The sequence below is a fragment of the Rubrivivax soli genome (assembly GCF_049810355.1).
Taxonomy (GTDB): Bacteria; Pseudomonadota; Gammaproteobacteria; order Burkholderiales; family Burkholderiaceae_C; genus Rubrivivax.
Genome location: NZ_CP187368.1, coordinates 4,440,474 through 4,455,739 on the forward strand (window position 1 = coordinate 4,440,474; position 15,266 = coordinate 4,455,739).

General features: G+C 70.8%; 15 protein-coding genes. 1 reads left to right on the forward strand and 14 read right to left on the reverse strand.

What is annotated here, in order from left to right:
* Positions 1-77: 77 nt before the first annotated feature.
* The 10 genes from ribD to ACPOLB_RS20455 form a co-directional block, all read right to left on the reverse strand.
* The gene (ribD, locus tag ACPOLB_RS20410) at positions 78-1,265 is read right to left on the reverse strand and encodes a bifunctional diaminohydroxyphosphoribosylaminopyrimidine deaminase/5-amino-6-(5-phosphoribosylamino)uracil reductase RibD (protein ID WP_425257867.1); all 1,188 of its coding nucleotides are present in this window, start codon (positions 1,263-1,265) and stop codon (positions 78-80) included.
* Positions 1,266-1,284: 19 nt separating this feature from the next.
* Positions 1,285-2,493 (reverse strand): type IV pilus modification PilV family protein, encoded by a 1,209-nt coding sequence (locus ACPOLB_RS20415; RefSeq protein WP_425257868.1) that lies wholly within the window; start codon positions 2,491-2,493, stop codon positions 1,285-1,287.
* A 23-nt stretch (positions 2,494-2,516) separates the two neighbouring features.
* A complete protein-coding gene (locus ACPOLB_RS20420) occupies positions 2,517-3,875 on the reverse strand; it encodes a PilX N-terminal domain-containing pilus assembly protein (protein WP_425257869.1) in 1,359 nt (452 codons plus the stop codon).
* Positions 3,876-3,889: 14 nt separating this feature from the next.
* On the reverse strand, positions 3,890-4,606 hold the full coding sequence (locus tag ACPOLB_RS20425) for a PilW family protein (RefSeq protein WP_425257870.1): 717 nt from the start codon (positions 4,604-4,606) through the stop codon (positions 3,890-3,892).
* Positions 4,600-5,232: a GspH/FimT family pseudopilin gene (locus ACPOLB_RS20430; RefSeq protein ID WP_425257871.1), complete on the reverse strand. Its 633-nt coding sequence runs from the start codon at positions 5,230-5,232 to the stop codon at positions 4,600-4,602. Before ACPOLB_RS20430 ends, ACPOLB_RS20425 begins: the two co-directional genes overlap by 7 nt.
* The gene (locus ACPOLB_RS20435; RefSeq protein ID WP_425257872.1) at positions 5,232-5,693 is read right to left on the reverse strand and encodes a type IV pilin protein; all 462 of its coding nucleotides are present in this window, start codon (positions 5,691-5,693) and stop codon (positions 5,232-5,234) included. The genes ACPOLB_RS20430 and ACPOLB_RS20435 overlap by 1 nt, the downstream gene beginning before the upstream one ends.
* Before the next feature lie 91 nt (positions 5,694-5,784).
* Positions 5,785-6,321, reverse strand: coding sequence for a GspH/FimT family pseudopilin (locus tag ACPOLB_RS20440; protein ID WP_425257873.1), 537 nt, complete (start codon positions 6,319-6,321; stop codon positions 5,785-5,787).
* Positions 6,322-6,438: 117 nt separating this feature from the next.
* Complete coding sequence (gene nrdR, locus ACPOLB_RS20445) at positions 6,439-6,882, reverse strand: transcriptional regulator NrdR (RefSeq protein WP_425257875.1); 444 nt, start codon at positions 6,880-6,882, stop codon at positions 6,439-6,441.
* Positions 6,883-7,056: 174 nt separating this feature from the next.
* Positions 7,057-8,307: a serine hydroxymethyltransferase gene (gene glyA, locus ACPOLB_RS20450; protein ID WP_425257876.1), complete on the reverse strand. Its 1,251-nt coding sequence runs from the start codon at positions 8,305-8,307 to the stop codon at positions 7,057-7,059.
* Between the two features lie 201 nt (positions 8,308-8,508).
* Positions 8,509-9,378: a transglycosylase SLT domain-containing protein gene (locus ACPOLB_RS20455; RefSeq protein ID WP_425257878.1), complete on the reverse strand. Its 870-nt coding sequence runs from the start codon at positions 9,376-9,378 to the stop codon at positions 8,509-8,511.
* Positions 9,379-9,629: 251 nt separating this feature from the next.
* On the opposite strand from ACPOLB_RS20455, the gene ACPOLB_RS20460 reads away from it, so the two are divergent.
* Positions 9,630-11,183, forward strand: coding sequence for a UbiD family decarboxylase (locus ACPOLB_RS20460; protein ID WP_425257879.1), 1,554 nt, complete (start codon positions 9,630-9,632; stop codon positions 11,181-11,183).
* 211 nt (positions 11,184-11,394) lie between these two features.
* Here the strand turns inward: ACPOLB_RS20460 and ACPOLB_RS20465 are convergent, their stop codons facing one another.
* The 4 genes from ACPOLB_RS20465 to ACPOLB_RS20480 form a co-directional block, all read right to left on the reverse strand.
* On the reverse strand, positions 11,395-12,402 hold the full coding sequence (locus ACPOLB_RS20465; RefSeq protein WP_425257880.1) for an LLM class flavin-dependent oxidoreductase: 1,008 nt from the start codon (positions 12,400-12,402) through the stop codon (positions 11,395-11,397).
* Entirely contained in the window at positions 12,399-13,988 is a 1,590-nt protein-coding gene (locus ACPOLB_RS20470) for a GMC family oxidoreductase (RefSeq protein ID WP_425257881.1), read from the reverse strand. The genes ACPOLB_RS20465 and ACPOLB_RS20470 overlap by 4 nt, the downstream gene beginning before the upstream one ends.
* Before the next feature lie 64 nt (positions 13,989-14,052).
* A complete protein-coding gene (locus ACPOLB_RS20475; RefSeq protein WP_425257882.1) occupies positions 14,053-14,616 on the reverse strand; it encodes a hypothetical protein in 564 nt (187 codons plus the stop codon).
* Positions 14,617-14,694: 78 nt separating this feature from the next.
* A complete protein-coding gene (locus ACPOLB_RS20480; protein ID WP_425257883.1) occupies positions 14,695-15,165 on the reverse strand; it encodes a cupin domain-containing protein in 471 nt (156 codons plus the stop codon).
* Between the last annotated feature and the right edge of the window lie 101 nt (positions 15,166-15,266).

The window sequence follows — 15,266 nt, forward strand, 5'->3', positions numbered from 1 at the left end:
CTCGGCGGCCGGACCCTTGTGGTGTTGTGAGGCAGCTAGCAATCGCTACGCCAACTGAAATGCATCATACATATCAATCACTTAGCGTCGCCCCCCGATTCGCGTGGCGGTGCTTCTGTAAAACGTATCGACATCGATACATCTGATGCGCGGCGCAGGCGCAGGCGCAGGTCGCCGCCGACCGGCGTGCAGTCCAGGAAGGCGAAGCGCAGCGTCTGCGCCATCTGCTCGAACGGGCCCAGCGCAGCGATGCCGCGCCCGCTGCCCAGCAGCGTCGGCGCCACGTAGAGCAGCAGCTCGTCGACCCAGCCGCCGGCCAGCAGCGCACCGTTGAGCACCGCGCCGGCTTCCACGTGCAGTTCGTTGACGCCCCGGGCCGCCAGGTCGGACAGCAGCGCGCCCAGGTCGACCCGGCCGTCGCTGCCCGGCAGCAATTGCACGGTGGCGGCGGCCTGCAGCACGGGCGCCCGCGTGCCGGGGTCGCTGGCGCCGACGACCAGCACGCCGCCGGGCGGTGCCAGCAGCGCGGCATCGGGCGGCAGGCGCAGCTGCGAGTCCACCACCACGCGCAGCGGCTGGCGGGCCGTGGGCACCAGGCGCACGTCCAGCCGCGGGTTGTCGGCGAGCACGGTGCCGATGCCGGTGAGCACGGCGCCGGCACGGCGGCGCCAGGCATGGCCGTCGCGGCGGGCGGCCTCGCCGGTGATCCACTGGCTCACGCCGTTGGGCAGTGCCGTGCGGCCGTCCAGCGAAGCGGCGGCCTTCAGGCGCACCCACGGCCTTCCGCGCTGCACACGCGAGAAGAAGCCGATGTTGAGTTCGTGGGCGGCGTCGGCCAGATCGGCCAGATCGGGAAGGTCGGTGCCTGCCAGTTCGACGGTGATGCCGGCATCGCGCAGGCGCTGCAGGCCGGTGCCGGCCACCGCTGGGAACGGATCCTGCAGCGCCGCCACGACGCGCCCGATGCCGGCTCCCACCAGCGCGTCGCAACAGGGCGGCGTGCGGCCGTGGTGGGCGCAGGGCTCCAGCGTCACCCAGGCGGTGGCGCCACGCACGTCGTGGCCGGCGGCCTGCGCGGCGCGCAGTGCCTGCACCTCGGCGTGCGCGCCGCCGGCCTGCTGCGTGGCACCTTCGCCGAACACGCGGCCGTCGGCCGTGCCGATGACGCAGCCCACCCGTGGGTTGGGCTCGGTGAGGCCGAAGGACGTCGCGGCCAGGTCCAGCGCGCGTTGCAGGCGCTCGCGGTCCAGCGGGTGCGTGGGCATCCGGTACGGCGGCGATGGCCTAGGTGTTCGGCTGGTGCGGCAGCGTGTTGCCGTTGACCAGCGGCGACGGCCCGTCACCGGGGCAGGCGAACACCGCGGTGCCGTCGCCTGCACGGATGACCAGGAAGTTCTGGTTCCCCAGCGAGCTCGACACATTGGTGTACTCGAACGGGTGGTCGATGTTCGGCACCACGGTGGCGGCGCTGGTGGCCGGCGTGTAGCGGCACACACGGTAGTCGGTGTTGCTGGCACCGGCCGCGATGCTGGTGGCCAGCGGCAGGCCGGTGAGGAAACTCGTTCCGGTCCAGGTGGTTGCGGGCGGCGCAGGCAGCACCACGGCACAGGCGTAGCGCATGTAGGTGCTGGTCGCGACCGCCGACACGTAGCAGGGGTGGGTGACGCTCGGCGAGACCGTGCGGACCTCCAGACCCAGGGTCGAGATCAGCGCGGCGGGCACCAGATCGGTCGGGAACTCCGCGTTGGCGCCTGTCGGCGCCACGGTGGGCGCCGCGCCGCCGAGCGCGAAGCGCACGAAGCCCGCCAGCAACGTGGCGTTCTGCGCCGTGCAGCTGGTGCCCGTGGCCGGAGCCGGCAAGGCAACGCAGATGCTGGTGATCAGGCCCGTGGTGTTGCTGAAGACCCAGGTGACACCGCTGGGTGCGCCCGGCGGCGCGAAGTTGCTGGTGCCGTCGCCCTGGTCCACCGCATCGACCGGCACGCCGCCGTGGCGCCCGCCGAGCTGCTGGTTGTTCAGGGAGCGCCCCGGCAGCGACACCGCACCCGAGAGCTCCGGCAGGATGCCCGAGATGCGGGTGCTCAGCTCGACGTCCTGCGTGGCGCCGGTGCGGTCGGTCCAGGCCACCTGGATGCGCACCGACTTGCCGCGCGGCTCGGTCGTCTCCTCGACCCAGCGCGTGATCGTGTAGGTGGTGTTGGCAACGCCCGCGCTGGCCGTGGGCACCGTGGTGGTGGCGGCGCTGGCGATGTCTTCATAGGCCAGCGCGTGGCCGGTGGGCAGCGGCAGCGTCAGCGTGGTGAAACCGCGCCAGTCCTCGATGGCTTCCTGGGCGATGCGCACGGCCTGCGCCCGCTGCTTGGCGATGTCGGCGTTGTTGCGCAGCGTGAGCTGCACGCCGACCACGCCCAGGATGCCGAAGGCCATCACGGCCAGCGCCACCACGGCCTCGATCAGCGACACGCCCCGCTGGCGCGGGTGGCGCAGGGGCAACGGAGTTGTCGGCTTGCGCATGTTCAGCACCCCAGAGAGCCGCCGACGACCAGGCCCGTGGGCGTCGAGCAGAAGTCCTTCCAGCCACCTGGCACCTGCACGAAGGAACCGTTGTTCAGCCGCAGGCGGCGCAGCACGTCGGCGTCGTAGATGATGCTGGTGGAGCCGTTGCCTGCCACACCGGCCTCGGCAACGACCGCACCGCGCACCGTGCCGGCGCCCGAAGTGGCCCAGGTGCCGGTGCGCAGGTAGACCAGGCCGTGGATCGTGGCCGCGGTGGTGAACACGAGGTCGCCCTCGACCACCAGCACCGCGGGTGCGGCGGCGCTGCCGATGTCGCCCGCGCTGTCCACCGTCAGGTCGCCCTCGATCCAGAGCACGCGCCCCGGGTTCAAGGCCAGCGCGTCGCGCACGGCGGCGGCGTTGCAGCCGCCTGCGCCGCAGCCGGCAGCCGCGCTGCCCAGCACCATGGCCGCCGGCTGCTGCTTGTGCGTGGCGGGCCAGAGGTTGAACACGCCGGCGAACATGCCGTCGGCCCCGGTGCTGGTGGAGCCGTCGGGCAGCGACACATCGTTGGCAATGACCGACAGGTCGCCCGGCGTGCCCGGCAGGCTGGACAGCACGGAACTGCCCACCGCCACCGTGCTGCGTGCCTGGATCGTGGCGCCGCCGGAAGCCGCATGGGCGTTGGACAGCTGCAGCGTGGCACCGGCCAGGTTCACTGCCGCACCGGCCGTCAGCGCCGCCAGCGGCGGGCTCGGCAGACCGCCGACCAGAGCCACCAGCTCGGTCACCATCGCGCGGCCCTCGTTGAGCGCGCCGGGCGCCGAGAAGGCCAGGCAGTCGTCGTTCAGCCGCGTGCAGCCCACGGCTTCGATGCGCACGGTCCCGGGCACGAACGCACCGGAACCGACGCCGATGCGCACGCGGAAGGCCGGGGCCAGCGCCGTGCCGGCGGGCGGGGCGAGCGTCGGCGCGGCATTGCTCGGGCAGTCGCAGTCCCAGTCGGTGCCGTTGAAGACGCAGGTGGGCGTCAGCTGCGTCGCAATGCTGGTGGGCAAGGCGCCCGTGGTGCCCCGCGCCGTGAAGTTGCCGTTGGCGTCGACCAGCAGGTAGCGTTCGCGGAAGGTGGTGTCGGTGACGGTGGTGCTGGGCTGGCAGAAGGCGTCGATGCGGCCGGTGTTCAGCATCGCCTTGGCCCATTCCAGGCCGGCCTGCGCCGCTTCCATGGCCTGCGTGGAGCGGTACTGGTTGGCACCGGTGCGCTGTTCGAAGATCAGGTTGCGGCTGGTGTAGGCCGCCACCATCGAGACGATGAAGAACAGCAGCAGCACGACGATCAGCGCTGCCGCGCCGCGCTGGCGTTGCGGGTGTGCTTGCATGGGGCGTGCGGAGTTCATGGCGGGCACAGCGGGCCCGAGGCGCCGGGGACGAGCACATCGTTGCGCAGCTTGGCCACGGCGCGGATGCTGCGCTGCACGGTCGGGTCGGCCACGGCTTCGCCGACGATGTCGACGACGAGCTCGCGTGTCTGCCAGGTCGGGTAGCAGGCCGTGCCGCCGCCAGCGCACTCCTTGGCGCAGGCCAGTGGCACGGCGGGGCCGTTGTTCTGCGTCACGGTGAAGGCGGTCACGCGCAGCACGCGCTCGTCGGTCAGTGGCTGCCAACTTGTGCCGTCCAGGTTGAACTCAACGACCCCGCCAGACAGCTTGAATCCAAATACCGGAATGGAAGCTCCTGCCGTTCTGTAGTACCGGTAGCCGACTTCGCTGCCCGGCGTGCTTGCCAGCGAAGTTGGTGTGAGGTCAGTGAACAGATTGGTTCCCGCCGATAGGGCTGGCGGCAACCACACGGTGGCGAGGGCAAAGTTGCTGTGAGCGTTCGAGCCAGCGCGTCGCAGCTCCCGCGTGATGATGTCGGCTGCCGCACGCAAGTCCTGCTGCAACTGCGTCTCTAGCAGCAGGCGGCGCGTGTCGCTGATCTGAGACGACGCCACCAGCGCAGCGCCTGCGACCACCACCAAGCCGATGGCAATGCCGACCATCAGTTCGACAAGGGACAGCCCGCGCTGCGGGCCTCTTTGCGCCTCGTGTCGGCGATCGCGATTCAGCATGCCTGCGCTCCCAGGTTGTTGCCGACGCTGCACACGGTTGGCCGGCCGTTGCGGCCTAGTACGGTGCGCAGCAGCAGCGCCGGGCTGGCAGCCACTTCAATGTTGAAGGGCGGAGCAGCCGACGCGCTCAAGTCTGTCGGGATGCTCAGCAAACCGCCGTGCAGGTTGCTGAACCCGACGGCTGGCCATGGATTGGTACCAGGGCTGGAGTTTCCAGGGGCAGTGATCGTGATACCGCTGGAGCGCGGCACTTGCACCGTGCGGATCTCTATGCCACTCGGCCCTGAGGGCGGGCTGGGGCAGGCGGCGCCGGGCCCAAGGTCGCAATTGCAGCGGTAGCCCGGGCCCAGACCGGGTGGATTGACGAAGATCGTGTAACAAGTCTGCGGTTTGGCGGGGTCGTCCTGGAACACGACGCGCGCGAAGTTGTTGCGCGTGACCGCTTCGCTGCGCGCGAAGTTCATGTCCGTCACCAACTGCGCGTTGATGCTCTTCAGCCGCTGCACCAGCAGGTAGTCCTTGAACGACGGTCCCACCAGCGCCAGCAGGATGCCGAGCACACCCACGGCGACCAGCGCCTCGATCAGCGAGAAGCCCGCCGGACGCCCGCGGTGCTGCCTGCGCATCAGCGGCTCCAGCAGCGGTTGCCCGCGCTTTCGTCGAAGCTGCCGCTGGCCGCCGCAGAACCGTACACGAGGCTGCCGCCCACGCTGCGCACCCGCAGGCGCACGCAGTCGCCGTCCTCCGCCTGGGACTTGCCCGCGACAGCAGTCGCAACCACGTTGTAGCCGGTGGTGGTGGCCGAGTCGACGCTGATCGTGTAGTAGCCGCCACTGGAGGTGGTGGGCAGGCTGAGCGCGGCCACGCTGGCGGCATAGCTGGTGTTGTTGCTGCGCCAGCGCTCCTGGGCCTGCTGCACGCCCGTGATGGCCGCGGCGGCCTCGCTGCGGCGGCTCTTGCGGATCGACTCGTTGAACGCGGGCAGCGCCACGGCGGCCAGCACGGCCAGCACCACCAGGGCGATGAGCAGTTCGATCAGCGTGAAGCCGTGGTCCGAAGAGGAAGGTGGGGCGCGGAAGGGCAGCATGGCAACCCGATTATCCGGAGAGCGTGACTTCTGCCACGCCGCTCGTCGCCATCGGCGCGCCGTTCGTCCGCACGCCACGCAACCGCGGGGGTCAGCAGGTGGTGTGGCCCGGCAGGCCCGGCTCGGGCGCGCAACTGCGCACGCGGCCCATGATGTTGATCACGTTGTGCAGCGTGGTGCCGCCGGCGCCGACGATCTTCACGGTGGCGGTCGGCGTCACCGTGCCCTTCAGTGCATCGAAGCCGATTGAGCTGCGGTTCGACAGCACGCGCACCGGCGTGTCGGCCGACCACTGCACGACCTGCAGCACCTGCGCGCCGCTGCTGCAGCTGGCGCTGCCGTCGTCGGCGCAGCTGCAGGCAGTGCTGCTGCCGCCGGTGTGCACCACGTAGCAGCGGTCGCTGACGAAGTGCAGGCGCAGCGTGCGGTTCATCGCCACGGCCTGGCTGCGCGCGTGGGCGAAGTGCGTCTCCAGTTCGGCTGCGGCACCCTCCACCCGGCGGCGCTCGCTGGCCTCGCCCCAGCCAGGCAAGGCCAACCCCGCCGCCACGCTGGCGATGCCGAGCGCGATCATCGTCTCGACGAGGCTGTGTCCCCGTGTGGCGGGGCGGCGGTGAGTGGCGGGCATGGGCGTGTCCTGTCGTGACGGCATGGCGGTCACTGTAGGAAACGCCCGCGGCCTGCGCGTCCCCCGGCGTGGCGGTGTCGGTGGGGGCCCTCGGCGGAGGGGAAGCGCCCGGAGGCGCTAGATGTCGCGGATCAGCTGCCGGAATTCGTCGACGTCTTCGAAGCTGCGGTACACCGAGGCGAAGCGCACGTAGCCGACCTTGTCCATGCGCTTGAGCTCGCGCATCACCAGTTCACCCACCCGCGCGCTGGGCACCTCGCGCGCGCCGCTGGCCAGCAGCTTGGCCTGGATGCGTTCGATCGCGGCATCCACCTGCTCGATGCTCACCGGCCGCTTGCGCAGCGCCAGCAGCATCGACGCGCGCATCTTCGCGTCGTCGAACTCCACGCGTGCGCCGTCCTTCTTCACGATGGCCGGCATCGCGATCTCGATGCGCTCGTAGGTGGTGAAGCGCTTGTCGCACTTCAGGCAGCGGCGCCGGCGCCGGATGACGCCGCCCTCGTCGGACTCCCGCGTCTCGACGACCTGCGTTTCGTCGTGGCTACAGAACGGACAGCGCATGACGGTATCCAACCAAGCTGCCGCTGCGGATCCGGCTCTGCCGGTCCGCCAGCGGCGCCCCCCTGGGGTCGGGCTGAGTCCGGACGTGGGACGGTCCCTGCGGACCGTCCTTCGCCGGACGAAGGCAGGCCAGCATGCTTGCCGGCCTGCGGGCCAAAGGCGCTACGGGGGGGGTCAACGGTACACGGGGAAGTCGCGGGTCAGCGCCGCGACCTTGGCCCGCACGGCAGCGATGTTCGCGGCGTCGTGCGGCTTGTCCAGCACGTCGGCGATCAGGTGCGCGGTCTGGCGCGCCTGCTCTTCCTTGAAGCCGCGTGTGGTCATCGCCGGCGTTCCCAGGCGGATGCCGCTGGTGACCATCGGCTTCTGCGGGTCGTTCGGGATGCCGTTCTTGTTGCAGGTCATGTGGGCTTCGCCCAGGATGGCCTCGGCCTCCTTGCCCGTGAGGCCCTTGGGCCGCAGGTCGACCAGCATCACGTGGCTCTCGGTGCCGCCGCTGACGATGCGCAGGCCGCGCGCGATCAGCGTCTCGGCCAGCACGCGGGCGTTGGCCACGACCTGTGCCTGGTAGGCCTTGAACTCGGGTGTCAGCGCCTCGAGGAAAGCCACCGCCTTGCCGGCGATGACGTGCATCAGCGGGCCACCCTGGATGCCCGGGAAGATCGCGCTGTTGATCTTCTTCGCGATGGCCTCGTCGTTCATCAGGATGATGCCGCCGCGCGGCCCGCGCAGGCTCTTGTGCGTGGTGCTGGTGACGACGTCGGCGTGCGGCACCGGGTTCGGGTAGACGCCGGCGGCGATCAGGCCCGCGTAGTGCGCCATGTCGACCATGAAGTAGGCGCCCACCGCCTTGGCCACCTTCGCGAAGCGCTCGAAGTCGATGCGCAGGCTGTAGGCGCTGGCGCCGGCGATGATGAGCTTGGGGCGCGTCTCGTGGGCCAGCTTCTCCATCGCGTCGTAGTCGATGGCCTCCTGGGCGTCGAGGCCGTAGCTGACGACCTTGAACCACTTGCCGCTCATGTTCAGCGGCATGCCGTGCGTGAGGTGGCCGCCTTCGGCCAGGCTCATGCCCATGATGGTGTCGCCGGGCTGCAGCAGGCCGAAGAACACGGCCTGGTTGGCCTGGCTGCCGCTGTTGGGCTGCACGTTGGCGAAGTTGGCGCCGAAGAGCTGCTTCAGGCGGTCGATGGCCAGTTGCTCGACCACGTCGACGTTCTCGCAGCCGCCGTAGTAGCGCTTGCCGGGATAGCCCTCGGCGTACTTGTTGGTGAGCTGCGAGCCCTGCGCCTGCATCACGGCCGGGCTGGTGTAGTTCTCCGACGCGATGAGCTCGATGTGCTCTTCCTGGCGGCGGTTCTCGGCCTGCACGGCGGCCCACAGCGCGGGGTCGACGTTGGCAAGCGTGGATTGGGAACGGTCGAACATGGCAGTCCTCTTCGGGATGGAAGGGCCTTCGGAGCCCCCGCGGCAGGGCACGGGGTCGAGGGCTGCCCAGGCGCACGGCGGGCTGTCGGCACGGGCGGTGCCGACCTGCGCTTCCCGGTGGTCGTCCACCTCGGGGCGGGGCCGCAGCGGGCCGCCCCTATCGCCAGTCGCGCAGGCTGTCAGTGTAGCGGAAGGGGCCGATCAGCGAAGCAGCGCGACCTGCTCGGCGCGGGCCTCGGTCACCGGAGCAGCGGGCACGGGCTCGGGGACGACCGGGGCGGCGGGCGCCACGTACGGCGCATTGGTCGGCACGGCCTTGCCATCGGCGACCATGCGCAGGTAACCCTGCTCCGACAGCACGCGCCCTGCGTACCCGCCGTCGTTGTCCAGCAGCGCCGCACCCACGTAGTAGCGCAGGCCGTCCTGCAGGCTGCCGGCACGCGCGATGCACTCCTTGAGCACCTGCACGCCCACGCGCAGGTTGCTGATGGGGTCGAAGGCCGCGTGCGTGCCGCCGAAGGCTTCGTACTTGTCGTCGTGCACGCGCGTCATCACCTGCATCAGGCCCTGCGCGCCCACCGGGCTCTGCGCAAAGGGGTTGAAGCTGGATTCGATGGCCATGATGGCCAGGATCAGCGTCGGGTCGAGGCCGGCGCGCTGGCCGATCGTCCAGGCTTCCTGCACCAGGGCACTCAGCGGCTCGGGGGCGACCTTGTACCGGCGTGACAGCCACTTGGCCACGGCAGCCTGCTCGCGCGTCAGCCGCGAGGGGTCGGCGGCGGTGGCGCGTTGCACGGCGGCAGGTTCGGCGACCAGCGACAGCACGTCGCCCGAGGCCAGGGTGCGTTCCTCGTGCCGTTCCTGCAGCCACTCGAACGCCACCGCTTCGACTTGCTGGCGCAGGTCGGCGCGGCCGGCTGCGAACACCAGCGTGGCGACCACGGCCAGGCCGACGACGGCCAGCGTGTTGTGACCGATGTCCAGCAGGCCGTGACCCACGTCACGAACGAACACCGCAATCGAACGACGCGCGGCTCGCTGCGCATCGCGCAGCAGGGCAAGAGCTCTCATCGCATTCCTCTCCAAGTGTCGCCAGCTCCGGCCCGCTGCCAGCGGCAGCGTGGGGGCGACGACCATAATCGACCGCTCGATCAGCACGACCTCGGTGGGTCGCCGCTGCGGCGGGAGGGCTGGTCCTCCGGTCTCCTCGATCCCATCGGGAGAGACTCGGGTTAACCCTGTAGTTTCAGGTTGTGCCGAATTCTAGGAAGCCGCTCATACACGGTCAAGAATATGAAACAGTCTTGTGAGACTCGAAAGTAATGAAGTACCGCGACCTTCGGGACTTCATCGGACAGCTGGAAGCGCAGGGCGAGCTGCAAAAGGTGGCCGAACCGGTGTCTCCGGCGCTGGAAATGACGGCAATCGGCGACAAACTGCTGCGTGCCGGCGGCCCTGCCGTGCTCTTCACGCAGCCCACGGGTTACAAATTTCCCTGCCTCATCAACCTGTTCGGCACCCCTAAACGGGTGGCGCTGGGCATGGGTGCAACGTCCGCCACCGAGCTGAGAGACGTCGGCCGCCTGCTCGCGAGCCTGAAAGAGCCCGAGCCGCCCAAGGGCTTGAAGGACGCCGGCCGGCTGTTACAAATGGGCAAGGCGCTGTGGGACATGAAGCCCGCGCAGCTGCGCCACGCGCCCTGTCAGGAAGTGACGCTGGAGGGCGGCGACGTTGACCTCGGCGCGCTGCCGGTGCAGACCTGCTGGCCGGGCGATGCCGGCCCGCTGATCACCTGGGGCCTGGTCGTCACGCGCGGTCCGCAGGGCGTGGCGCAGCCGCGGCTGCGGCAGAACCTGGGCATCTACCGCCAGCAGGTGATCGGCCGCAACCAGGTCATCATGCGCTGGCTGGCCCACCGTGGCGGCGCGCTGGACTTCCGCGAATTCGCCCGCGCCAACCCGGGCCGGCCGTTCCCGATCGCGGTGGCGCTGGGCGCCGACCCGGCCACCATCCTGGGCGCGGTGACGCCGGTGCCCGACACCCTGTCCGAGTACCAGTTCGCCGGCCTGCTGCGTGGCAGCCGCACCGAGGTGGTGGCGTCGGGCGTCGGCGAGGGCCTGCCGCTGCAGGTGCCGGCCAGTGCCGAGTTCGTGCTGGAAGGGCACATTCCGCCGGCGCCGGCCGGCTACACGGGGCATTCCGAGCGCGGGGTGCCCGTGAAGGAAGTGGGTGGCTACCTGCACGCGCTGGAGGGCCCGTTCGGCGACCACACCGGCTACTACAACGAGCAGGACTGGTTCCCGGTGTTCCGCGTCGACCGCATCACGCACCGGCGCGACCCGATCTACCACTCCACCCACACCGGCAAGCCGCCCGACGAGCCCGCGGTGCTGGGCGTGGCGCTGAACGAGGTGTTCGTGCCCATCCTGCAGAAGCAGTTCCCGGAGATCGTGGACTTCTACCTGCCGCCCGAGGGCTGCAGCTACCGCATGGCCATCATCTCCATCAGGAAGGCCTACCCGGGCCACGCCAAGCGGGTGATGTTCGGGCTGTGGAGCTTCCTGCGGCAGTTCATGTACACGAAGTTCATCGTGGTCACCGACGACGACGTGGACATCCGGAACTGGCAGGAAGTGATCTGGGCGATCACGACGCGCATGGACCCGGTGCGCGACACGACGCTGGTGGAGCAGACGCCGATCGACTACCTGGACTTCGCGTCACCGGTGAGCGGCCTGGGCGGCAAGATGGGCCTGGACGCCACCAACAAGTGGCCCGGCGAGACGCAGCGCGAGTGGGGCCGCACGATCACGATGGACCCGGCGGTCGAGGCGCGTGTGGCCGGTGTTCTCGAACGCTTGCAGAACTTGCGCTGAGTCAGCATTTCCCTCTTGCGCCGGGCGCCGGGGTGGACTACTGTTGCTTTGCCTGCTTGCAGGTACCAACCGATGGCGCAGTCACTGCGCATCAGGAGCCCCGGACTTCCTATCTCCGGAGCTCCACTGGCGGCCGCGGCCGCCCGCCCCGCTGAATCGCAAGGTTCAGAGGGGTTCGTTCTTTCAGGCGCCTGCTGTTTTCACAGGCGCTTCACGGCGTGAGCGCGAACTCACGCGCCAGCAGCGCATACGACTGCCGCCGCACGGCCGGCGCGTGGGCCCAGGTGTTGACCACCAGCTCGTGCAGGTCCAGGGCACCCGCCAGCGCGCGCAGCCGCGCTCCCACTTCGGCGGCCGTGCCGACGAAGGCCTTCGCCTGCGTGGCGGCGACGGCCGGCAGCTCGTCGTCGGTGAAGCCCTGCTCCACGATGGACGCCGGCGTGCGCAGCGGCCCGAGCAGCCCGCGCTGGCGATCGAGCCGCCAGCGGTCGCGGCTGAGCGCGTGGTGCCGGGCTTCGTCGGCCGTGTCGGCGGCCAGCGCCCACACGCAGATCGTGGGCTGCGGCGTCGGGTGCCGCTCGCTGGGCTGGTACAGCCGCCGGTACAGGTCCAGCGCTTCCTCGCAGCCCTGGCCGTCCATGAAGAAGTAGGCGAAGGCGTACGGCAGGCCCAGGTGCGCCGCCAACTGCGCGCCGTAGTTCGAGCTGCCCAGGATCCACAGTTCGGGCGCCTGCGCCGGCGTGGCGCCGACCGGCGGTCGCGGATGCGCCCAGATGCCCTGGTGGCGCTGGCCGCGGGTCCAGGCCTGCAGGTCCACCACCTGCTGCGGGAAGCCGTCGGCGGCGTGCGCCGCGCCCGGGTTCAGCGCCATCGCCGTGCGCATGTCGCTGCCGGGCGCGCGGCCCACGCCGAGGTCGATGCGCCCCGGCGCCAGCGCGTCCAGCACGCGGAACTGCTCGGCCACCTTCAGGGCCGCGTAGTGCGGCAGCATCACGCCGGCGCTGCCGATGCGGATGCGGTGCGTGCGCGCGGCGATCGCCGCCATCACGATCTCGGGCGCGCTGCCGACGATGGTCGGCATGCCATGGTGCTCGCTGACCCAGAAGCGTTCGTAGCCCAGCGCCTCGCAGTGCCGGGCCAGCGCCACGGTGTCGCGCAGCGCGTCGCCTTCGTCGCGGCCGGCACAGGCCACCGACTGGTCCAGCACCGAGAGCTTCATGCCGCGGCCCGCATCAGGTCGGCTGCCTTCTCCGCGATCATGATGGTCGGCGCATTGGTGTTGCCCGAGACGATGCTGGGCATGATGGACGCGTCCACCACCCGCAGCCCCTGCACGCCATGCACGCGCAGCTGCGCGTCGACCACGTCGTCGGGCCCGGGGCCCATGCGGCAGCTGCCGACGGGGTGGTAGATGGTGTCGGCGTGGTTGCGCACGAAGGTCTCGATCTGGGCGTCGCTGACGGCTTCGGCCGACGCCTGCAGCTCGCGGCCGCGCACGCCGGCCAGCGCCGGCTGGCCGAGGATGTGGCGCATCAGCTTGAAGCCGCGCACCAGGCGGTCGAGGTCGTCGCGCTCGGCGAAGAAGGCCGGGTCGATGGCAGGCGGCGCCGTCGGGTCGGCGCTGGCCAGCGTGACGCTGCCGCGGCTCTGGGGCTGCAGCAGGCAGACATGGCACGAATAGCCGTGGCCGAACACGGTCTTGCGGCCGTGGTCCACCAGCTTGCCGATCACGAAGTGCAGTTGCAGGTCGGGCCGGTCGATCTCGGGGCTGCTGCGCAGGAAGCCGCCGGCTTCGGCGAAGTTGGTGGTCAGCATGCCGCGGCGGTGCGCGCGCCACTCGAAGATGCCCTGCAGCACGCGCCAGGCGCCGGGCAGCGACAGGCCGAACAGGTCGGTGACGCCGGGGGCGTCGACCACCTGCACCACGTCGACGTGGTCGTGCAGGTGGCGGCCGACACCCGGCAGGTCGTGCTGCACCGCGATGCCGTGCTGCTGCAGGTGCGCGCCGGGGCCGATGCCCGACAGCATCAGCAGCTGCGGCGACTGCAGCGCGCCGGCGCTCAGCACCACCTCGCGCCGTGCCTGCAGCGTGCGTGTGGCGCCGCCCTGGCGCAGTTCCACGCCGGTGGCACGGCGGCCGTCCATCAGCACACGCAGCACGTGGGCGTCGGTCACCACCTGCAGGTTCTTGCGGCCCAGGTGCGGCGTCAGGTAGGCCTTGGCGGCGCTGCAGCGTTCGCCGTTCCTGTGCGTCACCTGGTACAGGCCCACGCCTTCCTGGGTGGCGCCGTTGAAGTCGTCGTTCACAGGGTACCCGGCCTGCCGCGCCGCTTCCACGAACACCGGCCCGAAGCGGTTCGGGCTGCGCAGGTCCATCACGTTCAGCGGGCCGCCGCTGCCGTGCCAGGCGTCGGCGCCGCGTTCGTTGTGCTCGCTGCGCTTGAAGTACGGCAGCACGTCGTTCCAGCTCCAGCCGGGGTTGCCCGCGGCGGCCCAGCCGTCGTAGTCGGCATGCTGCCCGCGCAGGTAGATCATCGCGTTGACCGAGCTCGAACCGCCCAGCACCTTGCCGCGCGGCTGGTAGCCGCGGCGGCCGTTCAGCCCGGGCTGCGGCACGGTCTGGAAGCCCCAGTTCGCCGCGCCGTTCTTGGCCAGCAGCGCCAGCCCGGCCGGGCAGTGGATCAGCACGCTGCGGTCGGCCGGGCCGGCCTCGACGAGGCAGACGCTGGTGGCGGGGTCTTCGCTCAGGCGTGCGGCGAGCACGCAGCCGGCGGATCCCCCGCCGACGATGATGATGTCGAACATGCGCTTGTCGTGTCTCCTCGAACCATCATAGCGACGGCGTCGGAGCGGCCTGCCCGGTGCAGACCTACTTGCGCACGTGGTCCAGGCCGGGGGCGGGCTGGTAGCCCAGGGCGATGGCCACCGCCTCGTAGCGCGCGGCCAGCACCAGCTGGTCGGTGCGGCGGAAGTGCAGCGCCAGCTCGTAGCTCGCGCGGTCGTCGCCCAGCAGCGAGGCCAGCTGCAGCCAGCCCACATAGCGTTGCTCGCCCTGCGCGTCGCCCGCACGTTTGCTGGCGTGCGCCAGCCGCACGGCGGCGGCGCGGTCGCCGAGCGAGGCGCGGTGCATGTCCTGCAGCGTCTCGCCGCCCTCGCGGGGCACGAACGCGCTGCGGTAGAGCTTCACGTCGCTGCGGCTGACGATCTGCCACGCCTGGGTGGCGCGCTCGCGCAGCGAACGCACCGCGTCGGCGCCGGCGCCGTCGGGGTGGCTGCGCAGGTACTTGTCGGCCGCCCGCACGATGTCGCCCGGCCACAGGGCGGTCTCGACGGCCGCGCGCATCGTCGGCTCGTTGGCGTCCGCCGCGACGGCAGCACCCCCCAGCGCACACAGGGTGCACAGGACGGCGGCGGTGCGGAGGACCCGGTTCATGCCCCGTAGCATCGCAGATTCATCCCGCATCCGGGGGATGATCCGGGTTTCCTCGGCGTCACGGGTGTGACGAAGTCGTCAGCCGCGGTGGATGGGGTCGATCCAGGCCACGTGCTCGGGTTTCTCCACGGGCTCGATGTCCAGGTTGACCGCCACCGCCTCGCCGTCGCTGCGCACCAGCACGCACTCCAGCGTCTCGGTGGCACTGGCGTTGATCTCCTGGTGCGGCACGTAGGGCGGCACGTAGATGAAGTCGCCGGGGCCGGCCTCGGCCGTGAACTCCAGCGCCTCCCCCCAGCGCATGCGGGCGCGGCCCCTGACGACGTAGATCACGCTTTCCAGCGGGCCGTGGTGGTGGGCGCCGGTCTTGGCGTCGGGGTGGATGTGCACGGTGCCGGCCCACAGCCGCTGCGCCCCGACGCGCGCGAAGTTGATCGCGGCCTTGCGGTCCATGCCCGGTGTCTGCGCGGTGTTGGGGTCGAGCTGGTCGCCGGGCACCACGCGCACGCCGTCGTGCTTCCAGGCCGGGTCGGAGGGGGTGGTCGGCATCGTGGGGCTCCTGATCAGAGCTGGGGATTGTCGCGGCTGCCGCCGCCGCGTGTGTCGGTGCAAGCGCAGGGCGCCCGTCTTGCGCCAGCACGGCGCCCGTA